We start from the raw sequence: 22,304 nt of genomic DNA, 5'->3' as shown, positions 1-22,304 counted from the left end.
GACTGGCCCAGCTTCTCGTCCACGACCTTGCGGTTGGCCTCCAGGCTTTCGCTGGTCGTCGTCTGCAGTGCCGAGAGCCGCGCATCGACGTTACCGGCCAGTGAGGTAATCTGCTGCGCAAGGCGCCCCTCGAACGACTGAAAAGACTGGCTCAGCTCGCCACGTCCGCTTCTGGCCTCGGCGACCGACCGCTCCAACTGCTCGTCGATGGCCTTCCGGGCTGCCGACAGGCTGTCACCGGTCGTCTCGGTGAAGGCCCGGAGTTGCTGCTCGATGCGCTGCATGCCGCCTTCGCTGCGCGAGACCGTCTGAACCAGGCCTTGCGACGCCTGCTCGAGCAACGACAGCCGGGCGGCCAGCTCAGGCGGCGTCTCGAGCTTCACCTTGCGAAGCAGCACGATGAGTTGAAGAAGGAGCAGCCCAGCGCCGAGCGCCAGCAGAACGAAGAACTGTGTTTCGGTCATGGTTTGTTGTTAGTTCGGGAGAGCCGCTTCGGCGAATTTCGCCTCGTCGGCGGTTGATGCGTGCTGCACGTCGTCGAGCGCCGACATCAAAGCCTCCACCGCGCTCGGCCAATCCAGGCGTTCCTGTTCCAGGCGGACACGGGGACCCCAGGTGCCCGCCCGCAGGTTCTGATACACGGCGCGCTCATCCAACGTCAACCGGTCGAACTGGAGGTCGGAGCATTGCGAGGCCTCTAGCCCCCACAGCGCGCGATGGGCCACCAGCGTTTCTTCGTCCATCAGGACCGACCGAGACTGTGGCAGTGGGCCGCGCGCTCTGTTCAGGATTGCGAAGCCATGGGTGTCGATGTCGCCCCAGTAAACCGCGGGGACGCCCTGCAGCCAGGGCAGCGCACCCAAGGCGCTGACCGCGTTCCCGAGCCGCATGATGGCGACCGTTCCCGGGATGTCCGGCAGCGCAAGCCCCGTCTCGAGGTTCTCGACGATGACGACAGACTTTGGCCTCAGCGGCAGGCTCGCGAGTTCGCCCACCGGTGCCTCGAGGTCGCCCAGACCGCCGACCAGACTTCGCAGCGAGGGGCACAGCAGCCGGATGCGGACGCGGTGCGCGGGCTTGCGCAGACCGCAAAGCTCATGAAAGTCCGCTTCCTCCGAGCCATCTGAGTTCCGCAAAGCCCGCAGAAGCGCCGCGACGAGCGCCGTCCGCTTCTCGAGCCACTTGGTGTCCAGCCCTTCCACGGGTACCTGCCGCAGGTAAAGACCGGACTTCGGGTTCCGCTCCAGCCATGCGAGCAGTGAAGTCAATCGGATGAAGTCGTCTTTGGAGTAGTCGGCCAGGACATCGAATCGAGACGCGAGCTCTGCACGGAGCGCGGGCACTGGCCAGCGCTCGACCAGCTCACGGAAGCGCTCGGAGGCCGTCGTCCAGCGGCGGGCCTGACCCACTACCGCGGCGACCTGACCAGCGTCCGAAAGTTCCAGGTGGACCGGAAGACTGTGCCGTCCCAGCCGGGCGAACTGCCGCTCCTCGCACACGACCCGGCCGGGGCCGGTTCGCGCCTGCCAGGCATCGGCCCACGCGCGGACAGCCTGCGGGTCCCCGGCGATGTCCTTCTCGGTCGGTATCCCGAGCGAGACGACCAGCGGCCAGCTTCCGCCGCCTATCAGCCAGGCCTGGTGTTGGTTGTTGAAGCGGCGGACCAGGAGGTCACGCACGGCTTCAGGAAGCAGCAGCTTCTTCGGCATGGCGCGCTTCTAGGGGGAGCTTCAGTCGGCGGGTGTCCTCGTCGTAGTCGATGGGGAGTACGGCCGACCTCTTCCGGTCCTTGATGGTCACGAAGCACGCGCCGCCGATAAACGGCTCGAGCGTCATCACCGACTTCAGCGGCGTGGCCACAATCATCTGGAAACCGAAGGTCTTGAAGATGTTCATCGCCATCGCGGTGAACTCGGAGTCGGCCTTGTCGAATGCTTCGTCGAGCACGACCGTGGAGTAGCTCGGCAGCGCCCGGTCCTGGCCGCCGAGCTGGTAGCGCAGCGCCGCTGCCAGACAGGTCGCAGCGAGCTTCTGGCGCTGGCCGCCGGACTTGCCGGCGCCGCTGCGGTAGACCTCCACCTCCATGTCGTCCTCGTCGAACTCTCGGGCGACGAACTCGACGTGCTGCCGGACATCGAGCACGAGGCTGCGCCAGTTCTTGTCGACCGTCTCCTGGCTGGCCAAACGCTTGACCAGTACCGACAAGACCTCGAAGCGCTCCTCGGCCAGCGCGCGGTCGTTCGAGAACGAATGACTCAGCGACTCCCTCAAGCTCGCGCGGAAGAGCCGAACGTCCTCGAGGGACTTCTCCAGGGTCTGGATGACGAGATGCGTGCCCGAATTGAACGGCGCGGTGCGCAGGCTCTCGTTGACGAGCTCCATGCGCGAGCGGATGGCCGAGCGCTCCTCGTCCAGCTTGGTGGCCAGCAGCGTCAGGTTCTGGTCGCTCTGCTCGCGAAGCAGCTTGAAGAACCGGTCTTCGAACGCGGGCAGGTTGTCGTCTTCGAGTCGCTTGAGCTTCGCCAGATAGTCCTCGGCGCTGGCGAGCGTCGCGTCGAGTCCTCCAGCCACCGCCGGCCAGAGGCGGTTGAATTCCGCAAACCGCCGCACGATGGAGCTGCCGAGCTCGCCTATGCGGGTGTCCAGCGCTCGCAGCTCGGTGCCGAGCGCCCGCTCAACCTGCACCGCCACCTGGTCCAGGCTCTCCAGCGTCAAGGCTTTTCCCGTCGCCGCGAATCGCGCCGCGATGGCCTCCGCGAACGAGGGCACTCTGTCGCAGGTCGGCCACATGCGCACGAGCTCATCGCGCTTGACCTCCAGGGCCTTCAACTCGCGCAAGATGCCCCCGCCACGCACATCCTCCCCGTGCTTGGAGTCCAGGGCCGCTTGGTAGACCTGTTGCTGGGCCTTGATGCGGTCGTCCAGCACGGCGAGGTCGGGCCTCGCCGCGCGTTCAGCAGCCAAACGCCCCTTCAGGTCGTCGATGCGGGAAAGCAGAGAGCCGACGTCGACCTCGTTCCAGGAGAGGTTCGAAAGCGTCTGACAGTGGAGCAACTGCTGTTGATGGACGTCTTCCTCGTCTACCAGCTTGTTGAGCGTAGCCTCCAAACCGGCAACGCGAGCGCCCAGCTCCGCGGCCTTATCCCGGTACAGCGCCAGCTTCGCCTTGTTGTCGAAGCCCAGCACCCAGCGGCTCCGGTCGCTGACCGGGTACCGGTCGTTTTTCTCGTGCCGCATCGTGTTGTGCTTGACCTGCCCTTCCCGGGTCACGGCACGCTGAGCGTTGCGGAACGCTTGGAGCGTTTCGGCGCATTCGAAGTCAAAGTGCACCTTCAGCTCATCCTTGACCCACTCGCCGAACGGGCCGGGGGCGACGTTGAGCTTGCGCACGAGGGAGTTGGGCCCCGGACTGCGGGCCGTGACCTGCGGGATGACGCGGAAGTACACGAGCCGCCCTTGGATGGTCCGGTCGTTCACGTAGGCGGAGACGGCCGCGTAGTGCTTGTCGTCGACCAGGATGGAACGGGCGAAGCCGCCGAGCACCCGCTCGATGGCGCCTTGCCACGCGGCGGCATCCGGCCGCACCTCGATAAGCTCGCCGACGAAGGGTAGCTTCTCCTCGGGGATGGAGAGGTCGCGAGCCATGTCCGCTCGAAGGTCCACGAGTTCAGCCGGCAGGTTGGACTTTTGGCGCTCGAGCGCCCTGACCTCGGTAACCGTCCTCTTGAACTCGTCGGCAGCCAGACGCCGCTGCTCCTTCAACCCGTCCTTGCGGCTCTCGAGTTCGACCTTGATCTCGCGGGCATTCAGGACCCGCTGCTTGGCCGCTTCCACACGCTGAACAAACCCGACCACGCTGTCGGGGACCGCCCATCCCATCGCCTGGCACGCAGCCGCGGCCTGGTCACGCTTGGTCAAGCGGAGGGGCTTCTCGGCCTCGGCCTGCTCGATGTCCTTCTCCAGGCGGGCCAAAACGTCCGCCCCCATCTCCGACCTGCGCCCTCGCAGGTCGGAAAGCTTTTCAGCCTCGTTGGCGGCGATGGCCGCCAGGCGCTGGCTTTCCTGCGCGGAGCCCTTTCTGTCGACCTCCAGTTCGGCGATGCGCTCGTCGAGCAAGAGCTTGCGGCGATGCTCCCGGTACTGGTCGATGGCCGACTGAACGGCCAGAAGGTCGTTGCGCTGCCGTTTGACGCCCTCCAGCTCGGCGTACTCGTCTCGTGCCGGCCTGAGCGTCTCGACTTGCTTGCGTGCGGCCACGACTTCCTGGTGAGCGGCGTTCAGCTCGCCGAACTCGTTGACCAAGCTCGTGGCGATGCCGAAGGTCTCCGGCTCGTCGAGCATGAAGTCGCGCAGGAAGACGTTGAGGTCCCCGAGGTTCTTGGCCGACTGGGTCTTGTGCAGAAGACGCAGCGCTCGCTCGTTGTCGATGCCCAGCAACCGGCGAAAACGCTCCTGGTACGCGCTGAACTCGGTATGGACTCTCGCGTCGGGGAGGTCGCGCTTGAAGCGCCGCGTATCAAAGTCGCTCCTGGCGAAGAACTCGAGTTCCTGAACGTCGAACTCGCGCTCGAGGGTCAGGAACAGCCCCTTCGCGTCCGCGCGAGCGGTGGACTTGCCCTTCACCCACCAAACCTGCGCCAGGACGACGATGCGCCCGTGGTCGTCGCGGTAGGTTTCGGCGATGGCCGACCAGGTCGTTTCGCTTCGCAGGTACTGCGAGACGAACTCGCCGGAATCTCCCGTCTGCTGCGCCCAAGCACCGCGCAGGTAGGTCATGACGTTGCGGTCGCGACCGTGACGTTCGGCTTCCCGCGCTGCGACGTTGAAGTCGACCCACTTCGGCGGGGTCATCAACGCGGCGTGGGCATCCAGGATGGTGGACTTTCCGGAGCCGGACGGACCCACGAAGAGGTAGCCTTCCTTCGGGATTCGGAAGTCGAAGACGTTCGAAAACGTGCCCCAATTGAAGGTCTGGATGCGGGCGAGACGGAACTGCTCGCCGCTGCCGTCCAGCAAGCTGCCTTGGCCAACGGGGTTCACAGCGACTCCTCGTCGTCGGTCATCGGCAAGTCCTCCCCGTCGTCTTCTTCGCGAGCTTCGCTACCCACGGCGCCGTCGCGATGGCCGGATGCCAGGGCCGTGTAGGTCCGCGTCAGGTGCTGGATTTCCTCGGCGGAGAACAGCAGCTTCAGCGTCGGCGAGACCTCGTAGCGGTCCCCCGAGCCTCGAATCGCCTGCAGAAGGCTGAGCTTCTTGGCTTTGTCGACGGCGTTCACGCTCTGGCGCTGGAACCGGGCGCGGTCGGAGTTGCCGGTTCGCTCGAACACCGAGAGATGCTCCTGCAGCTCGTCGAGAGACACGACGGCACGTTCGCCTTGCGCATCGGCCTGCGTGAGCCTCTGCCTCAGGTAGAGCAGCAGCGCCGTCTCGAGGAATGTCAGCTGCGCCTTTCGCAGAAGCACGGGAACATCGAGCTCGTCGGAGACGACCTGACGAGTGAACGCGACGCGCTGCTCGTGGTCGATGACGACCTCAAGGAAGAGCTCGTGCAAGCGCGACCGGATGACAGACTCGTCCCGCAGCAGGACCGGCCAGAGTTTGGACTGGCGCCGGGCGTCGACCGACGGCCCCAGCAGCAGTTGGACCAAGACACGCCGGGTGTCCACGGGAAGCGCTCCGGTATCGCCCAGAAAGGCGCAGGCATCGCCGGCCGCGCCGTGGGTACCGGTGTCGGTCGCCAGCGGTTCCTCCGACAGGTCAGTCGACGAGCTCAACATAGCGCTCCCTCATGAAGTAGATGGTCGGTACCCTGGCGCGCCGCTGCACCGCGTCACCGCCCTCCCACGAGACGACCTCGAAGCCGTCCGTGACCTCTCCGCACTTGGAGCCAAGGGCCACGTAGCCGACAACGCTTCCCAGGCCCTGCTCCGCCGGAAACTCGGCAAGAACTTGGCCAATCGTTGCCTGGGACTGACGCTCCAGGAGGGTCCGCACGTGCGCCTTGAGCGTGCGGAAGTCGATTTCGGACTGCCGGACGAGCTCGCCGACGGTTTCCAGGTCGAGTTCGGAGGGCTCCGCGGCCAACATCGACGAGTCAGTCACCCGCTGGGCCGGGTCGTACAGCGCCCACTGCGACACCGACCGGATGCGGCTGCTGGACTGCATGAGCTCGAAATCCACCTGTTCGTTCGCGCGGATGGCGTCCTTGGCACTCAGCGCGGCCTGCGTCGCCTCCTTCAGCAGGCCGTGCAGGCGCCGGTGCTCCAGGAACTCGCGGCTCTGCACGAAGCTCTTGAGGCTGCGGGCGAAGTTCTGGAGCACGTCGTGCACACCGCGGCCTTCATCCAGCAGGGTGCCCGTCAGGCCCAGGAGGAACTTGCGCTCGGGTGACTCCAGTTGCCGGGCGAACGGTCGGCTCGTCACCTCGTCGAGTGACTCGCGCAAGGTCGCCGCCTGCTCGCTGTCGGTCAACAAGCGCCAGAAGGCGTTGAACGTCCGGCCCGCGTCGCTCTCGCCGATGAGGTCGACACCCGCGAAGAGCTGCTCGAGAACGTCGCCACGGCTGCCCTCGTTCTCCATCAAGCTCTGACGCAGGCCGCGGTTCAGGCGCTCGAACTCGTCACGAACGCTTCGAAAGTCCCCCGCCAGTTCCTGGGCGAGCGCGATGACTTCGCGTGCGCGCTCCAAAGCGCGGTCAGGCGCAAGGGTGGTGACGCCGCCGCGCTGGACCTCCGCGATGGCCGCGTCGATGCGGTCACGCTCGGCTCGCAGTGCCGCCAAGCGGGCCTCGGGGTTCGAGTTGGTCTCTTCAGACAGCCGCGACAACTGGTGGATGACCACCGAAAGCCGGCTTTCCGTGGCCGTCGTCCGAGGCTTCAGCAACCCCGTGACGAACCGAAGCGCAGTCAACGCCTCAGCGGAAAGTTCGTACTCTTCCTCGGGAGCACCAGCGGGGAAGCGCCGGGTGAGCCAACCTTGGACAAGCCATTCGGCGATATAGGCCTGTGGCGCTTGCGGCAGGTCCTCGCCGCTCGAACGCAGCGCATCGATGTCCCGCGCCACACGCTCCAGCACGACTGAACTGGGCAGCGACTTGTCGGTGTCCCCGAACAGCGACTGCAGCAGCGCGAGCACGACCGGCGCCCTTATCGCCGCAAGGAGCCGCCACAGTGGCTGCTCCCGGAGGTTGCGCAAAGCAGCCGCAGCCCGCAGCGCTTTCACCCGACGCTCCCAGTGCTCCAACGACCGATGACGCTGTCCACAAGCATCTCCAGTGCAACCTCTCGCGGCACACTATACGACTAGTTTTTATGCTAGTCTAGTTTTTGTCCTGGCGCCACAATTCAACGATGACTGAAGTACCACGGAGTTCCGCGGGCGCCACAGCGGCCGCTGGCGGCCCGTCATCTGGCCGGTGGAGTCAAGACAGGCGCCTGGAATTCATCGACTTCAGGCTCCGCTGGGATGGACGGCTCAACCGCAGCGACCTGATGGACTTCTTCGGCATCTCAGTGCCGCAGTCCTCACTGGACATTGCGAAGTACTCCGAGTTGGCTCCGTCCAACCTCGCCTACGACCGAAGCGCGCGGGTCTACGTATCGACTCCGGAGTTCGCTCCGCTGTACCCGTCGAGCGACCCGGGCCGCTTTCTGAACGAGTTGCTGGCCCATGCGGCGGGTCTTAACGCCGACCAGACCAGCTTGCTCGGATGGACTCCAGCGGTGGCCACAGTCCCCAGTCCGGGTCGGACCTTCCAAACCGAGGTGTTGGTGGCACTGCTCCGAGCCATCCGGGACAAGTGCGCCCTGCGCGTGCTGTACCAGTCGATGAGTCGACCACAGCCGGTGTCTCGCACGATGACGCCGCATGCATTGGCGCATGACGGCTTTCGCTGGCATGTGCGCGCCTACTGCCACACGCGTAAGCAGTTCCTGGACTTCGTCATCGCCCGGATGCTCGAAGTCGATGGCTTCGAGGAGGCGGGGGCCAGACCCGAACAGGACCTGGCTTGGCACAGGCTCGTGCCGCTTGTCTTGGTGCCGCACCCGGACTTGTCTGCATCGCACAGGCGGGCCATCGAACTGGACTACGGGATGCAGAACGGTTATGCCGTCTTCGAGTGCAGGCAGGCGTTCTTGTTCTACGCCTTGAGGCACCTGCGCTTGGACCTCACAGGCGCTACCAAACCCGAGGAGCAACAGATTGCCTTGAGGAACCGGGCGGAAGTGCAAGCGCTGCTCGCACCTGCCGACTGAGCAAGCAGCACCGGGGTACTCGGGCGTATTGCCAACGACCCCCGCGGCTCAGGTCGCGCCACTGGCGCGGACTGCTCCAACGTTCTAAGCCCGCAGGCAGTTTTGCGTGCCGCTCAACAAGAACTTGACACGCTTCCACCCGCTGACCTGCTCCCCTCCAGCCGCACCCAGGAATCGGCCGTGCAGTTCGGGCGTCACCGCCCCCCGGCCCCCCTACCCGTGCTGCACCGCAAACAGCATCCCGCACAGGCAGTCGTGCCCGGACGAGTGGCCGAACGCCCCGGCCCTCGCCAAGGCCGACTCCAGGTCCGTGCCGGGGTCCAGCACCGCCAGATAGAGCAGGCTCGCGTACCCCTGCAGCGCTCGCCGGAGCATGGCCTGGCTGACGTCGGTCGTCGACGCGCCATGCGCGGCCTGGGCCAGGATCCTGGCGCCCAGCGCAGGCGCCCGCCAGTGCAGCACCAGGAACATGCCGAGCAGGAAGTCGTCGCCCGACGGCGTCAGGCCCGGCCCGAGCCCGACGAGGCCCGAACACGCGCGCACCAGCGCGTCCTCGTCGCCCGCCCGCACCGCCGCCTGCAACGCCAGCCAGCCCCGGCGCACCGCCGGCGCGTAAGGCGAAGCCTCGTCGTGCAGCGAGTCGAACCAGCCGTGCGCGGGAGGATCGCGCGACAGCCATTGCGACAGCACGGCCGCCAGTTCCGAGATCCGCCGCTCGTCCGGCGGCCCGTGATCGGCGATCGCGGTGCTCGCCACCGCGGCGGCACGCAGCGAGAACGGCTGCCCGGCCACCACGATTTCGTCGGCCGTCAGGAGCACGCGCACGCCGGGCGCGAAGCGCGTGAAGTCCGGCCGGCCGCCGACGATCATGCCGGCAGGCGCCAGCGCCTGGCCTTGGCCCAGCAGGCTGAACAGTTCGCCGTCGAGGCGAAAGTTCAGCGCCTGGCGGAACGACGAATGCACCACGCCGTCGCCGGACGGGCCGAGCGTCAGGCCGCAGCGCGTGATGACTTCAAGAGACCGCATGGCAGACGGCGAAGAAGCGCCGGAGTCTCCTCCGGCGCAGGGTCACGTGATCGACCGGTTCAGCTTTCCTGCTGTTTCCAGATCTGGTTCTTGTAGATCAGCAGCGCCGCCGCAATCGTGGCCACGATCGTGAAGACGATGAACAGATAACCGGGCACGAAGCCCTTGGCGAAGAGCCTGAGCAGCAGCGGCACGCCGATCGCCACCGGGATCACCTTCGGGTACTTGATGGCGAACGAGACCATCAGCGAGCCGAACACCGCCGGCACCGTGTAGGACTTGATCGCGTTCAGCACCTCGGCCGGCAGCGCTGCGAGCAGCACCGTGCCCGCCAGCGCCCCGACGCAGACGAAGCCGACCGTCGTGATGATCGACCCGATGATCGCCATCGACGACACCACCTCGGCCTGCCGCGAGCCCGGCTCGACCTTGATGATGTCCTGCGCCACGGCCGACGCCGGGAGCTTGCTGGTGCCGATGTTGCCGGTGAGGAACGCGAGGTAGCTGCCGATCATCCCGAGGGCCGGGTAGAACGTGATCGGCTCGATCAGCCAGATGAAGCCGAACGACGCGGTGATCAGCAGCACGTCCTTGATGATCCAGTCCATCGGCGGAACGACGCCATGCACCAGGTACAGGTACGCGACCGGAAGAAAGGACGACAGGCACACGCCGATCAGCGTGATTCTCCCGATGAGGTGCACCGGGCGAACCCATTCCTTTTCGTAGACAGCATTGTCCATTTCATTCACCTCTGATTCAGGCGAGGCCGTGCCAGGCGGCACCGGCGAGCGTTCCGACGATCATCGCCAGACCCAGGCTGTATTCCTTCAGCTTCTCGACGCGCTGCGCTATCTGATAGAAGCCGAAGGTGGCGATGCCGGCCGCGGCCCAGGCGGCGACGAAGTCGCCACCGCCGAGCAGCGTTCCCGAGCTCAGGTTGCCGTAGATGGCGCACATCGCGGCGCCGCTGACGATCGCCAGGATCCGCGGGTTGCGGCTGACGACCTTGCGCTGGATGCCGGCCAGGTGCTTGGCGAACAGCACGACCGCCAGCAGCGAGCCGACGCCGTTCAGCCACATCCCGAACCAGGACACCATCAGCGCCTCCTTCGTGTAGTCGGCGCCGCCGAAGGTCACGCCCGCGGCCTCGGCGCCGATCTTCGCGGCGGCCAGCTCATTGGTCGCCGACACGATGATCGACAGCCGCATCCAGGTCAGCGGGTTGCCGAGCACGGCCATCAGGCCGACCATCACGATGAGGATGCCCAGCGCCGGGCCGACCGCGGTCATCATGCCGATGCGCATGGCCTGTCGGCACTGCGCCTCGCTGACGTCGACACGCGCGGCCTGGCGCTTGGTCAGGCGGAAGTACGCGACCGCCTGGAACGCCACGACCGCGACCGTGACGCTGCAAAGTGCCCACAACAGCGGGCTGTTGATGATCTCGTCCATGGCCTTGCCTCAGTTCTGCGCCCATTGCTGCGCGAACGCCAGGACCGCGCGGCTGAAGCACTCCATTGGCGGCGTCGTGATGCCGGCGCCGACCTGCCCGATGCCGGGCTCCTTGTGCACGCTGCCCGTCGTGATGACCGGCAGGATGTTGGTGCTGACGACCTTGCGGATGTCGATGCCGGTCGGCGAGCCCCTGAAGTTCAGCACCGGCTGCGAGTAGTTCAGGTTCTCGGTCAGCGTGATGTCGTACATGCGCTTGGAGATCTCGATGCCTTCGGACGGCGAACCGCCGATCAGCTGCACGATCGCCGGCGCGCCGCTCAGCGCGAAGCCGCCGATGCCGGCGGTCTCGGTGATGCAGGAGTCGCCCATGTCGAGGTTGGCGTCGTCGTCGCCGAAGCCCGGGAAGTACAGCCCGACGACACGCTGCGCCGGCCCGACGAACCAGGTGTCGCCGAGGCCGGAGACGCGGATGCCGAAGTCGACGCCGTTGCGGCACATCGCCGTCACCATCGTGCTGTTCGGGACGTCGCGCGCCACGTCCAGGCAGACCTTGGACGCCGGCATGCTGATGCTGAGGAAGTAGCCGTCGTTGCCGTTGACGAAGTCGACGACGCGCGACAGGCGCTCGTGCGAGATCCCGGTCTTCAGCAGCAGCGGGAACAGCGCGCGCAGCAGCAGGCTGGTGCCGGCCTTGTTGCGGTTGTGGCCCTCGTCACCCATGTGCAGCGCCTGGAACTGCAGCGAACGCGCGTCGATGCCCTCGCTGTTGGACAGCGCCTCGTGCATGACGCTGCAGTACTCGCTGCCGATCCAGCGCAGCCGCTCGAGCACCTCGGGCGCGAAGGCGCCGTAGCGCAGCAGCTTGCCGCCCATGCCCTCGGGCACGGCGCAATAGGCGAAGTTGCCGTGCTTCTTGTTCTGGAACACGTGGACCGCCATGTGCGCCGAGATCACGCCGCCCATCGCGCCGACGGTGTCGTGGTCGTGGCACGGCGAGAACTCGATCTGGCCGGAGGCCGCGACCTGCTCCGCCTCTTCCGGCGTCTTGGCGAAGCCCTCCAGCATGATCACGCCGATGATTGCGCCGCGCATCGGGCCGCACATGCGGTCCCAGCTGATCGGCGGCCCGGCGTGCAGCACCATGTTGGGCTTCATGCCCGGGATGACGTCGATCGCCTGGCGGCAGTCGACCAGGAACGGCGAGGCCGCGAGGAAGCGGTCGATGGCGACCTGGTTGGCCGCATCGATTTCGGGGCTCTCCAGCAGCGACAGCGCGCGCATCAGCTCGGGGTTGCCGCCGGCCGGGGGCGTCCAGTCGACGTGCACCGCCGACACGCCCTGGTCGAGCAGGTCGTGGAAGAAGTTCTCCGTTCCCAGGTTCACCGCCTTCAGCGGCGAGCCGAACAGTTCTTGGACTTTGGACATCATCAGTTCTCCTGGACGAGGCGGGCCGCCAGTCGGGCGGCATGGGCGTTGGTCTCACCGAGCAGCACGCCGAGATCACGCAGGCGCGCGCACTGGTCGGCAAAGTTCTGCGGGTCTTTCGGCGTGCCCAGCACGTAGGCGACGACCGTCAGCCGGCGCCCCTGGCGCCGGGCCTCGGCCAGCGCCTTCTCGATCGCCGGCAGCGCCGAGCCGACCGGATCGGGGTGCCCGCCGTAGCCGAGCACGAAGTCGAGCAGCAGCACGGCCGTCTCGGGGTCCGAACCCTCGGCGACGATGCGCGCATTGCGGACCTCCGGGTCGATCATCGGGTGCGGCTTGCCGCGCGTGAACACGTCGTCGCCCATGTCCAGGAAGGTGTGGGCCTGGCTGCGCAGTGGGTCCGCGAGCTGCTCCTCGGCCTTCTTGGCGGTGTTGCCGAAGCACGGCGCGTTCGGCCGCTCCTGGCGGAAGATGAGGCGCGACTCCTCGGTCAGCGTGCCGCCGCAGAACAGCGCCCGCACGTAGCCGTTCCTGGAGGGCGTGCAGTCGGCCGGCAGCCGCCCTTCCTGGCCGATCCAGTCAGGCACCGGGCGCGACAGCGCGCGCAGGGTCTGCGCGGCGCCGGCCTCCAGCGTCGAGGCGCCGAGCACGTTGCCGTCGGGCTCGCCGGAGCCGGCGGCGCCGAGGAAACACAGCACGACCGGCTTGCCGCAGGCGCGGGCGCGGCGGCGGATCTCCTCGGCGATGCTCGGGTGCGGCGGCTTGGAGATCAGCACGACGACCTCGGTGGCAGGGTCGTTCGCCAGCGCGTCCAGCGCCTCGAACATCATCAGGCCGCCGATCTGCGCGCTCAGGTCGCGGCCGCCGACGCCGATCAGCTGGCTGACGCCGGCACCGGCGCGGCTCAGCAGGACCGAGATCTCCTGCGCGCCGGTGCCCGACGCGCTGACGATGCCCACCGAACCGCGCTCCACCTGGTTGGCGAAGCACAGCGCGGTGCCGCCGATGATCGAGGTGCCGCAGTCGGGGCCCATCATCAGCAGGCCCTTGTCGCGGGCGAGCTCCTTCAGCGAGCGCTCGTCTTCGAGGCTGACGTTGTCGCTGAACAGCATGACGTGCAGCCCTGCCAGCAGCGCCTTGCGCGCCTCGGCCGCGGCATACAGCCCCGGCAGCGAGATGACCGCGACGTTCGGGTCGAGCTGGCGCACCGCCGCCTGCAGCGTGCGCGGGTTGGCCTGCTTCGAGTCGTCGGCTTCGGCGCGGCGGCTCATCGCCGCCTCGATCCCCTGCAGCGTCGCGGACTCGTCCTGGGCGTCGTCGAGCTGGCAGACGATCATCACGTCGTTGGGCTCGGCGCCGGCGGCCTCGGTGGTGTCGAAACCGCCGTCGGCCAGCAGCTGCTTGTTCATCTCGGTGCCCATGCTGACCGAGACGCGCAGCACGCCGGGCAGCTCCAGCAGCCCCTTCGAGATGCCCATCAGCGTGACGGAATCGAAGTAGGTGTTCTTCTTGATGTAGCCAATCGACTTCATGTCTGACCTCAGGCTTGTTCGGTGTGGAACTGCGTGCCGACGGCACGGTCGCCGACGGCTTGCTCCAGTTGGTGGATGGACGTGATCACGCCACGCCCGCCGGGACGCCGATCGAGGTAGGTCAGGATGGCCTCCACCTTCGGCTGCATACTGCCCACGCCGAACTCGCCGGCGGCCATGTAGCGGCGGGCCTCGTCGGCGTGCACGACACCGAGCGGCTGCATGTCGGGCTGGCCGAAGCGGATCGCGACCTTGTCGACCGCCGTCGGGATGACGAACAGGTCGGCCTGCAGGCTGACGGCGAGCAGGGCCGAGACACGGTCCTTGTCGATGACCGCCTGCACGCTCTCGTGGCCGCCTTCGGCGCTGCGCACGACCGGGATGCCGCCGCCGCCGCAGGCGATGACCACGGTGTCGTCGGCCAGCAGCCGCAGGATGCTGTCTTCTTCCAGGATCGCCCGGGGCTTGGGCGACGCCACTACCCGGCGCCAGCCGCGCCCGGAATCCTCGGCGATCGACCAGCCCTGCGACGCCGCCAGCTCGTGCGCCCGCTCCGACGACATGTGGCCGCCGATCGGCTTGTCGGGATTCGCGAACGCCGCGTCAGCGGCGTCGACCTCGACGCGGGTGACGACCGTCACGACGCGTCGCGCGGCCTGCCCGCGGCGGATGAACTCGTTGTGCAGGGCGTTCTGGAACATGAATCCGATCGAGCCCTGGGTATGGGCCACCGAATGCTCCAGCGGCGCCACCGGGACTTCCCCCCGGGCCATTTCCGAACGGCGCTGCAGGAAACCCACCTGAGGGCCGTTGCCGTGCGTGATGACGACCCGCCAGCCGGCGTCGATCATGTTCGCGACGTGCGTCGCGATGCCGCGGATCGTGTCGTACTGATCCTGGGCCTCGGCTTCCGCCGCCGATTTGATCAGGGCATTGCCACCGATCGCGACGACAGCCAATTTTCCACCTGTCATTTGCTGCTCCGAAAGGCTTGCGTGGCAACCAATTGCCCGCAGAGCAACTCTAGACGGCGCCCCGAGCGGCTTTCCGGAAAACTCATGCGATCCGCATGCAAAATTTTTCAACAAGTTTGCCGCGGCGCCGCGAATTTACCCGCTAGGATTTGCCTGAAATTCTCCCGGGTTCGCTGCCGGACCATCACCGCCGCGGCGCCGCGACGCGCGCCGAGGCCGTCGTCGCCGCCATCGAATCACCGCCCAAGATGTTTCGTCCGCGATCACCCGCTGCCCACGCCGACGCCGTCAAGGCCGACGCCGCCGTCACCCGCGCGTCCCGGCGCGACCGGGAGCCTGCCCGGCGTCACCCCGTCGCGCGGGCCGGCACGGCCGCGGGCGGGGCCGGCATGCGGACGGCGCCCGCCCCGGGGCAAGCGACGATGACGCGAAGCCCGCAAGGGCTTAGTCTCGCGCTCGCCGCGACGCCGCCGGACGACGGCGTGGGCGGCACCTCCGTGCGGACATCACCTCGGGAACGACGCCCCATGACAAGTTATTCGAAGCCGCCGCACAACTTCGACCTCGAAACTCTTTATACCTTTCTCCTGGTGGTCGAGCACCAGAGTTTCTCGGTTGCCGCCGAAATGATGCACAAAACGACGTCGGCAATCAGCTATCGCATCAAAAATCTCGAAGAGATACTCGACATCAAGCTCATCAACCGGACCACGCATTCGGTCACGCCTACCGCCGCGGGCCTGCTCCTGATCGAAAAGGCAAAATACCTGCTGGACTGGCAGCAGGATTTGCCGCGAGAGCTCAAGAAGGTGGCCTCGGGTGTCGAGCCGAGCTTCACGCTGGTCTTCAACAATCTTTTGTACGAATCCCTCGGGGCGGCCCGGCTGCTGGTCCACCTCTACGAGAGATTCCCCGGCACGATCTTCCGCATCGAGCGCGCCGTGAACATGGGGGTCTGGGATTACGTGATCCACGAGAACGCCCACGCCGGCATCGGCGCGCCCGGCCTGCACGCCATCGACGACACCTACCACTGCCTGCCGCTGGGGCTGATCGAGTGGGACTTCGTCTGCGCCGCCGGCCATCCGCTCGTGCGCCGGGCGTCGACGCTGACCGAGGACGACGTGCGGCGCTGCCCCGTCATCAACATCGAGGACACCTCGCGCCACCTGCACAAGCGGCAGGCGTGGCGCCTGACGGGGCAGCAGGAAATGCTGGTGCCGGACATGGAGACGAAGATCAACGCGCACCTGCTGGGGCTGGGCGTCGGCTTCCTGCCGAAGGTCGTGGCCCAGCCCCATGTCGAGGCCGGCCGGCTGCACCGGCTGAACGTTCCCGGCGTCTTCCGGGCGCCGTCGCCGATGTCGCTGGTGCGGCCCAAGAACCAGAGCGGGGTGATCGATTCGTATGTCCACGACCTGTTCCGCCAGCGCCATCCGCTGATCCAGCCGTTCACCCAGGCCATCGGCAACCTCTTCCCTGTGCCGACCCACTGAAAGGCCGACCGTGTCCACCGAGAACGAAGTTCCGAAACGATCGGCCATGCTGCGCGTGACGCTGGCCGGCATGGTCGGGACGACCCTGGAGTTCTACGACCACTTCATCTACGGGTCGGCGGCGGCGCTGATCTTCCCGCGGGTGTTCTTCTCGCAGATGAGCCCGAACCTGGCGCTGCTGCTGTCGCTGGTGACCTACGGCGTGGCCTTCATCGCAAGGCCGCTCGGCGCGGTGATCTTCGGCCACTTCGGCGACCGCATCGGACGTCGCGACGTGCTGGTCGTCGCGCTGGTCCTGATGGGCGCGTCGACCTTCCTGATCGGCTGCCTGCCCGACTACGCGACGGCCGGCGCCACCGGCGCCTACCTGCTGTGCCTGCTGCGCGTGCTGCAGGGCATCGCGCTGGGCGGCGAGTGGGGCGGCGCCACGCTGATGGTCAGCGAGTACGCCAAAGGCAGCAGGATCAAGGCGCTGCTGGGCAGCATCGTGCAGATGGCCTCGCCGCTGGGCTTCCTGCTGGCCGGCGGCATGTTCGCCGCCGTCACCAGCCTGACGACCGAGGCCCAGTTGCTCGATTGGGGCTGGCGCATCCCGTTCCTGCTCAGCGCCCTGCTCGTGGGCGTCGGCGTCTACATGCGCCTGCACCTCGCCGAGTCGCCCGAGTTCCTGCAGATGCAGCAGAAGGAGCCGGTGGCGCCCGTGCTCGAGGTCGCGCGCAACCATCTCAAGCCGGTCTTGCTGGCCGTCGGCACGCGCACCGGCAGCGACATCGCCTTCTACGTGTTCGCGCTGTTCCCGCTCGTGTACCTGCCCCACCTGGGCCTGCCGCGCGAGACGGCGCTGGTCGTCGGCATGGCGGCGGCGGTCGGGCAGATGTGCGGCATTCCGCTGTTCGGCTACCTGAGCGACCGCCACGGGACGAAGCGCGTGCTGGCCATCGGCGCCGTGCTGAACATCGTGTGGTGCTTCGCCTACGTCTACCTGCTCGACACGATGCAACTGCCGTGGATCATCGCCGGGGCCTTCGTCGCGCTGTTCCTGCTGGCGGCGCTGTGGGCCCCGCTGGCCGCGCACCTGCCCGCGCTGTTCCCGGTGAACGTACGCTACACCGGCACCGGCCTGGGGTTCCAGGCCGCCGGCATCCTGGGCGGCGCGCTGGCGCCAACGATCTGCCTGATGCTGCTGAACCGCTTCGACAGCGGCTATGCGGTGGCGCTGTACCTGTGCGCCACGCTGCTCGTGGCCTTGTGGTGCACGATCAGGACGGAGCTGCGCTACTGAGCGCCGCGGCAGGGCACAAGATTCAGCGGACTATCGCCCACCCTGGACCTTCCCGTGCCGATCACCCTCACCGATGAACTCGCCGACGACATCGTCACCGCCAGCGCTCGCCTGAACCTCGCCAGCGGCGAGATCGGGCGCATCGAGTACCACGACCGGGACGTCGGCACCCAGGGCTGCCCGTGGGTGCGGGACGACTAGGAGGTCAGCAGCGGCACCTTGTCCAACGCCGGCAAGGACGTCGAGTTCGGTTTCACCGTCAACCGCACCTCAGGGCGCGGTGTGCCCCGGTCTGGACCACCGCGATCGGCAGCCACGCCGACTTCGGCCTGGCGCCGGCGGCTTTCGGGCCGCTGATCCACGGCCGCGTGTCGCCGGTGATCGTCGTCGCGCCGGGCGCCGCGGCCGTCGCGCTACTGGGCTGACCCCCCACCGGGCGCCGGCGCCCCACGGCCTGCACGGAACACGCGGCGCGCCGTGCGCTCGAACGTAGACTCGATGGTTCGCCGCCGAACCGTCGCACAAATCTGATGACGCCCGCGCCGCAGCACCGGGCGGCCCTGGGGAACGCGCACGCCGTGAACTACAAGCACCTGCACTACTTCCTGCAAGTCGCCGGGACCGGCAGCGTGGCGGCGGCCAGCCGGCAGCCGCACCGGGTGCCCAAGTCGATCGCCCACACCTCGTGGAGCCGGCGCTGAAGGTGGCGCAGCCGGTGAGCATCGTCTGCCGTGAATGGCGCCTGGACCGGCTGCTGTCCGGGCTGGCGACGCACACGCTGGACCTGGTGATCGCCGACGCGCCGCGGCACAACTCGGTCAGCGTCAAGGCTTTCAGCCACCACCTGGGCGGCTCGGCGATCGGCGTCTTCGCCGCGCCGTCGCTGCAGGGCAGGCGTGGCGCCCGCGCGGCGGCGCGCCGTGGCCGGGAGGCCGGCACGTGAGACCGCTGCGGCGCTGGCTGCCCGATGCCGAGTCCATCCGCTCCAACCGCTGGCTGCGCTGGCTCGGCCCGGCGCTGCACCACCCCCGCCTGTGGCACCTCAGCCGGCGCGGCCTGGCCCTGGGCATGGCGCTGGGTTTCTTCTTCGGCCTGCTGGTCCCGCTGGCGCAGATCCCGCTGAGCGCCGCCGCCGCCGTGGCGCTGCGCGCCAACGTGCCCGCCGCGGTCGCCAGCACGCTGGTGAGCAACCCGCTGACCTTCGGCCCGCTGTACTACGCTGCCTGGCGCCTGGGCAGCGCCGTGCTCGGCGAGCCCGCACAGCCGCCGGCGGCGCTGGTGGCGCCCGAGGTCGAGCCCGCCGCCGACGTCAGCTGGTGGCAGCGGGCCGTCCAGCGCATCCTCGGCGTCGGCAAGCCGCTGCTGCTGGGGCTGGCGATGATGGCCACCGGCGTCGGCATCACGACCTACTTCGTGGTCTCGGCCATCTGGCGGCTCAAGGTGCTCTGGAAGCGGCGAAGGCGAGTCAGCCTGCCCAGGGGCTGAACCGCGGGCACCGAGCGCGAGATCACGTTCAACGCCCCACCGGCGCAAGGATGATCGGATCCATGCGGCGGTAGCCGGCGCTCTCCTCAGACCACAGGCCTTGCGTCAGCAGGGCCGCGCGAACCCGACCGGCGAGTGCAGGCACTCGCCGCTCGGCCAGCACGATGTCCTCCTGACTGGCGTCGCGGACCACCATGCGGGCGTCTGCTGCGGCGCGCCAGCCGAACAGCATGCGATGCCCGGGCAGGAGCTCGGCGTGCAGGTTGCCCAGGTAGATCACCTGGCCGGGAGGCAGATCGAACTCGAGTTTCGGGGCCTCGCTGGACATCCGCACACCCGCGGAATAGACCTGCCAGGCGTCGATGGAATGCCGGCCAGGAGACAGCTCGAGCACGTACAACAGCCCACGCCGACTGGAGAAGTCGCTCTCGGGCGGCATCAGGATCACGTCATCCATAGACACCAGAACGGCACGCTCGGAACCCTCGTTGTCGAGGTAAACGATGGCCTTCGCACCGGCTCCGACGCTGGCGTCGTGCGAGACGGACAGGATGACGACCGACTTGGAGTCCAACTCGCGGGCGGTGACATCGGCCTTCAGCGGCGTGCCAGCGCAACCGGATAGAAAGATCGAGGTGGCAGCAAAAAGTCCGATCAGCAGGCGCGGCAACATATCGGGAAATTCCTCGAGTGTGACGATGGATGCGCTGGCCATTCTGTTCGCGTCGCCGCTCGCCACGGCGCCGAGGCGGGCCACCACCACGCGGGCTTCCACCGCAGGGAGTAGGCTGCTCATGCCACGCCTCCCCCTGGCGAGCTCCGCCCCCACCAACTGTCAACGGTATACAAGTCGCCCCGGCCACCCGCGCACGCCTGCGCGAGAATCCCGGGTCGGCCCGCCCCGCGCTGCGGGGCCGTCGCCGCCAGGACAACCCCAGCCACGAGTGCCGCCCATGCCCGCCTACCGTTCCAAGACCTCCACCGCCGGCCGCAACATGGCGGGTGCACGCTCGCTGTGGCGCGCCACCGGCATGCAGGACGGCGACTTCGACAAGCCCATCGTCGCCGTCGCCAACAGCTTCACGCAGTTCGTGCCGGGCCACGTGCACCTGAAGGACCTGGGGCAGCTCGTCGCGCGCGAGATCGAGGCCGCCGGCGGCGTCGCCAAGGAGTTCAACACCATCGCCGTCGACGACGGCATCGCGATGGGCCACGACGGCATGCTGTACTCGCTGCCCAGCCGCGACATCATTGCCGACTCGGTCGAGTACATGGTCAACGCGCACTGCGCCGACGCGCTGGTGTGCATCTCCAACTGCGACAAGATCACCCCGGGCATGCTGATGGCCGCGATGCGGCTGAACATCCCCGTGGTCTTCGTCTCCGGCGGGCCGATGGAAGCCGGCAAGACGCGGCTGGCCAACCCGGCGACGCAGACCGTCGAGTTCCGCAAGCTCGACCTGATCGACGCGATGATCATGGCCGCCGACCCCAAGGTCTCGGACGAGACCGTCGCCGAGGTCGAACGTTCGGCCTGCCCGACCTGCGGCTCGTGCTCGGGCATGTTCACCGCCAACTCGATGAACTGCCTGACCGAGGCGCTGGGCCTGGCGCTGCCGGGCAACGGCACGGTGGTGGCGACGCACGCCGACCGCGAGCAGCTGTTCAAGCGCGCCGGCCGCCTGGTCGTCGAACTCGCCAGGCGCCACTACGAAGGCGGCGACGAGAGCGTGCTGCCGCGTGCGGTCGGCTTCAAGGCCTTCGAGAACGCGATGACGCTGGACATCGCGATGGGCGGCTCGACCAACACCATCCTGCACCTGCTGGCGATCGCCCAGGAAGCCGGCATCGACTTCACGATGGCCGACATCGACCGCCTGTCGCGCCACGTGCCGCAGCTGTGCAAGGTGGCGCCGAACACGCAGAAGTACCACATCGAGGACGTGCACCGCGCTGGCGGCATCATGGCCATCCTGGGTGAGCTCGACCGCGCCGGCAAGCTGCACACCGACGTGCCGACGGTGCACGCGCCGACGCTCAAGCACGCGCTCGACGAGTGGGACATCGCGCGCGCGCCCAGCGACGCGGTGAAGACCTTCTACCTCGCCGGCCCCGCCGGCGTGCCCAGCCAGGTCGCATTCAGCCAGGCCAGCCGCTGGCCCAGCCTGGACCTGGACCGCGCTGAAGGCTGCATCCGCTCCAACGAACACGCGTTCTCGCGCGAAGGCGGGCTGGCGGTGCTGCGCGGCAACATCGCGCCCGACGGCTGCGTCGTCAAGACCGCCGGCGTCGACGACAGCCTGCTGGTCTTCGAAGGTCCGGCGCACGTCGTCGAGAGCCAGGACGAGGCCGTCGAGCACATCCTCGGTGACCAGGTGAAGGCCGGCGACGTCGTCGTCGTGCGCTACGAGGGCCCCAAGGGCGGCCCCGGCATGCAGGAGATGCTCTACCCGACGAGCTACATCAAGAGCAAGGGCCTGGGCAAGGCCTGCGCGCTGCTGACCGACGGGCGCTTCTCCGGCGGCACCTCGGGGCTGTCGATCGGCCACTGCTCGCCCGAGGCGGCGGCCGGCGGCACGATCGGCCTGGTGAAGACCGGCGACCGCATCCGCATCGACATCCCCAACCGCCGCATCGACGTGCTCGTCGACGACAAGACGCTGGCCGCGCGCCGCGCCGAGCAGGACGTGCTCGGCTGGAAGCCGGCCCAGCCGCGCCCGCGCAAGGTCTCGGCGGCGCTGAAGGCCTACGCGCTCTTGGCCACCTCGGCCGACAAGGGCGCGGTGCGCGACCTGTCCAAGCTCGAAGGCTGACCAGGGCCGGGCCTCGGGCCCGGCTAACACCGATTCGCACCGGGCGCCGCATGCCGCAGCGGCGCAGTCGGTTGCGCCAGCGCAAAAACACTGCGCATTGGCGAGGTCCACGTACACTTCTTTGCAATGTCGTGGACCTGCGTCAACCGCCGCTTCGCCACCTGGCTGTCGTGCCTGGTGCTGCTGTTCGCGGCTCTGGCGCCTTCGGTCTCGCATGCGCTGCAGTTCTCGCGCGGCGTCGGCTGGGTCGAGGTCTGCACCGCGGAAGGCTCGCGCTGGGTCGCCGCCGGCGCCGAAGACACCGACTCGCTCCCCGCCCAGGCCCATGGCCTGGAGCACTGCCCTTTCTGCTCACTGCACGCGCCCACGCCGGGCCTGCCGCCGGCGGACCGGCTCGTCGTGCCGCCCGCCGGCCGCGACGCCACCCTGCCCCCCGCCTTTCGGCACGCGCCGCGCACAGCGCACGCCTGGCGCAGCGCACAGCCGCGCGCGCCGCCGTTCGTGCTGAGCTGAACGCCCGACGCGCCACCACGCGCTGCAGCACGCGGCGCGCCGGCC

20 protein-coding genes are annotated in these 22,304 nt (G+C 68.0%); 9 read left to right on the top strand and 11 right to left on the bottom strand.

Going from position 1 to position 22,304, the window contains the following annotated elements; all coding sequences use genetic code 11:
• Positions 1–473: 473 nt before the first annotated feature.
• Genes EV684_RS07460 through EV684_RS07445 form a run of 4 tightly spaced genes read right to left on the bottom strand, consistent with a single transcriptional unit; the run spans position 474 to position 7,242 of the window.
• Positions 474–1,709 (bottom strand): Wadjet anti-phage system protein JetD domain-containing protein, encoded by a 1,236-nt coding sequence (locus EV684_RS07460; protein WP_132645759.1) that lies wholly within the window; start codon positions 1,707–1,709, stop codon positions 474–476.
• Positions 1,684–5,040 carry an ATP-binding protein gene (locus tag EV684_RS07455; protein WP_132645757.1) on the bottom strand — a complete coding sequence of 1,119 codons (3,357 nt, stop codon included), beginning with the start codon at positions 5,038–5,040 and terminating at the stop codon, positions 1,684–1,686. Before EV684_RS07455 ends, EV684_RS07460 begins: the two co-directional genes overlap by 26 nt.
• Positions 5,037–5,777: a DUF4194 domain-containing protein gene (locus EV684_RS07450; protein ID WP_132645755.1), complete on the bottom strand. Its 741-nt coding sequence runs from the start codon at positions 5,775–5,777 to the stop codon at positions 5,037–5,039. Before EV684_RS07450 ends, EV684_RS07455 begins: the two co-directional genes overlap by 4 nt.
• Complete coding sequence (locus EV684_RS07445; RefSeq protein ID WP_207184493.1) at positions 5,758–7,242, bottom strand: DUF3375 domain-containing protein; 1,485 nt, start codon at positions 7,240–7,242, stop codon at positions 5,758–5,760. Before EV684_RS07445 ends, EV684_RS07450 begins: the two co-directional genes overlap by 20 nt.
• Positions 7,243–7,490: 248 nt before the next feature.
• Between EV684_RS07445 and EV684_RS07440 the strand changes: the two genes are divergently transcribed.
• Entirely contained in the window at positions 7,491–8,255 is a 765-nt protein-coding gene (locus EV684_RS07440) for a WYL domain-containing protein (RefSeq protein WP_200222373.1), read from the top strand.
• 213 nt (positions 8,256–8,468) lie between these two features.
• On the opposite strand, the gene EV684_RS07435 is transcribed toward EV684_RS07440, so the two are convergent.
• The 6 genes from EV684_RS07435 to EV684_RS07410 form a co-directional block, all read right to left on the bottom strand.
• The gene (locus EV684_RS07435; protein ID WP_165908422.1) at positions 8,469–9,218 is read right to left on the bottom strand and encodes a DUF2877 domain-containing protein; all 750 of its coding nucleotides are present in this window, start codon (positions 9,216–9,218) and stop codon (positions 8,469–8,471) included.
• Positions 9,219–9,340: 122 nt separating this feature from the next.
• Complete coding sequence (locus tag EV684_RS07430) at positions 9,341–10,066, bottom strand: hypothetical protein (RefSeq protein ID WP_207896848.1); 726 nt, start codon at positions 10,064–10,066, stop codon at positions 9,341–9,343.
• The gene (locus tag EV684_RS07425) at positions 10,041–10,736 is read right to left on the bottom strand and encodes a DUF5058 family protein (RefSeq protein ID WP_132645749.1); all 696 of its coding nucleotides are present in this window, start codon (positions 10,734–10,736) and stop codon (positions 10,041–10,043) included. The genes EV684_RS07430 and EV684_RS07425 overlap by 26 nt, the downstream gene beginning before the upstream one ends.
• A 9-nt stretch (positions 10,737–10,745) precedes the next feature.
• On the bottom strand, positions 10,746–12,164 hold the full coding sequence (locus EV684_RS07420) for a YlbE family protein (RefSeq protein ID WP_132645747.1): 1,419 nt from the start codon (positions 12,162–12,164) through the stop codon (positions 10,746–10,748).
• Positions 12,165–12,166: 2 nt separating this feature from the next.
• Positions 12,167–13,696: an acyl-CoA synthetase FdrA gene (fdrA, locus tag EV684_RS07415; protein WP_132645745.1), complete on the bottom strand. Its 1,530-nt coding sequence runs from the start codon at positions 13,694–13,696 to the stop codon at positions 12,167–12,169.
• Between the two features lie 8 nt (positions 13,697–13,704).
• The gene (locus EV684_RS07410) at positions 13,705–14,655 is read right to left on the bottom strand and encodes a carbamate kinase (RefSeq protein WP_200222372.1); all 951 of its coding nucleotides are present in this window, start codon (positions 14,653–14,655) and stop codon (positions 13,705–13,707) included.
• A 164-nt stretch (positions 14,656–14,819) separates the two neighbouring features.
• On the opposite strand from EV684_RS07410, the gene EV684_RS07405 reads away from it, so the two are divergent.
• The 6 genes from EV684_RS07405 (at position 14,820) to EV684_RS07380 (ending at position 18,933) form a co-directional block, all read left to right on the top strand.
• A complete protein-coding gene (locus EV684_RS07405; RefSeq protein WP_132645743.1) occupies positions 14,820–16,166 on the top strand; it encodes a LysR substrate-binding domain-containing protein in 1,347 nt (448 codons plus the stop codon).
• 10 nt (positions 16,167–16,176) lie between these two features.
• Positions 16,177–17,448 carry an MFS transporter gene (locus EV684_RS07400; RefSeq protein WP_243651098.1) on the top strand — a complete coding sequence of 424 codons (1,272 nt, stop codon included), beginning with the start codon at positions 16,177–16,179 and terminating at the stop codon, positions 17,446–17,448.
• 54 nt (positions 17,449–17,502) lie between these two features.
• Entirely contained in the window at positions 17,503–17,649 is a 147-nt protein-coding gene (locus EV684_RS24305) for a hypothetical protein (protein ID WP_242478567.1), read from the top strand.
• Positions 17,650–18,026: 377 nt separating this feature from the next.
• Positions 18,027–18,149, top strand: a complete 123-nt coding sequence (locus EV684_RS24535; RefSeq protein WP_259375548.1) for a hypothetical protein — start codon at positions 18,027–18,029, stop codon at positions 18,147–18,149.
• A complete protein-coding gene (locus EV684_RS07385) occupies positions 18,134–18,391 on the top strand; it encodes a type 2 periplasmic-binding domain-containing protein (RefSeq protein ID WP_207896846.1) in 258 nt (85 codons plus the stop codon). The genes EV684_RS24535 and EV684_RS07385 overlap by 16 nt, the downstream gene beginning before the upstream one ends.
• The gene (locus EV684_RS07380; RefSeq protein WP_132645741.1) at positions 18,388–18,933 is read left to right on the top strand and encodes a DUF2062 domain-containing protein; all 546 of its coding nucleotides are present in this window, start codon (positions 18,388–18,390) and stop codon (positions 18,931–18,933) included. Before EV684_RS07385 ends, EV684_RS07380 begins: the two co-directional genes overlap by 4 nt.
• Before the next feature lie 28 nt (positions 18,934–18,961).
• Here the strand turns inward: EV684_RS07380 and EV684_RS07375 are convergent, their stop codons facing one another.
• Positions 18,962–19,729, bottom strand: a complete 768-nt coding sequence (locus EV684_RS07375; RefSeq protein ID WP_132645739.1) for a hypothetical protein — start codon at positions 19,727–19,729, stop codon at positions 18,962–18,964.
• A gap of 157 nt (positions 19,730–19,886) precedes the next feature.
• Here EV684_RS07375 and ilvD point away from each other — a divergent pair, with 157 nt between their 5' ends.
• Both ilvD and EV684_RS07365 read left to right on the top strand, forming a co-directional pair.
• Complete coding sequence (gene ilvD, locus EV684_RS07370; protein WP_132645737.1) at positions 19,887–21,746, top strand: dihydroxy-acid dehydratase; 1,860 nt, start codon at positions 19,887–19,889, stop codon at positions 21,744–21,746.
• Between the two features lie 126 nt (positions 21,747–21,872).
• Positions 21,873–22,259, top strand: a complete 387-nt coding sequence (locus EV684_RS07365) for a DUF2946 domain-containing protein (protein WP_132645735.1) — start codon at positions 21,873–21,875, stop codon at positions 22,257–22,259.
• Positions 22,260–22,304: the final 45 nt, after the last annotated feature.

The sequence above is a fragment of the Rubrivivax gelatinosus genome (genome assembly GCF_004340905.1).
Classification (GTDB): Bacteria; Pseudomonadota; Gammaproteobacteria; order Burkholderiales; family Burkholderiaceae_C; genus Rubrivivax; species Rubrivivax gelatinosus.
The sequence above is the reverse complement of the archived record's forward strand: the minus strand, read 5'-3'. Positions and strand labels throughout refer to the sequence as shown.

What these genes read in the sequence shown, in the direction of transcription:
- EV684_RS07365 (WP_132645735.1), top strand. Translation starts at nt 21,873, where the DNA reads ATGTCGTGGACCTGCGTCAACCGCCGCTTCGCCACCTGGCTGTCGTGC.
- EV684_RS07425 (WP_132645749.1), bottom strand. Translation starts at nt 10,736, where the DNA reads ATGGACGAGATCATCAACAGCCCGCTGTTGTGGGCACTTTGCAGCGTC.
- EV684_RS07450 (WP_132645755.1), bottom strand. Translation starts at nt 5,777, where the DNA reads ATGTTGAGCTCGTCGACTGACCTGTCGGAGGAACCGCTGGCGACCGAC.
- ilvD (WP_132645737.1), top strand. Translation starts at nt 19,887, where the DNA reads ATGCCCGCCTACCGTTCCAAGACCTCCACCGCCGGCCGCAACATGGCG.
- EV684_RS07375 (WP_132645739.1), bottom strand. Translation starts at nt 19,729, where the DNA reads ATGAGCAGCCTACTCCCTGCGGTGGAAGCCCGCGTGGTGGTGGCCCGC.
- EV684_RS07420 (WP_132645747.1), bottom strand. Translation starts at nt 12,164, where the DNA reads ATGTCCAAAGTCCAAGAACTGTTCGGCTCGCCGCTGAAGGCGGTGAAC.
- EV684_RS07440 (WP_200222373.1), top strand. Translation starts at nt 7,491, where the DNA reads ATGGACTTCTTCGGCATCTCAGTGCCGCAGTCCTCACTGGACATTGCG.
- fdrA (WP_132645745.1), bottom strand. Translation starts at nt 13,696, where the DNA reads ATGAAGTCGATTGGCTACATCAAGAAGAACACCTACTTCGATTCCGTC.
- EV684_RS07460 (WP_132645759.1), bottom strand. Translation starts at nt 1,709, where the DNA reads ATGCCGAAGAAGCTGCTGCTTCCTGAAGCCGTGCGTGACCTCCTGGTC.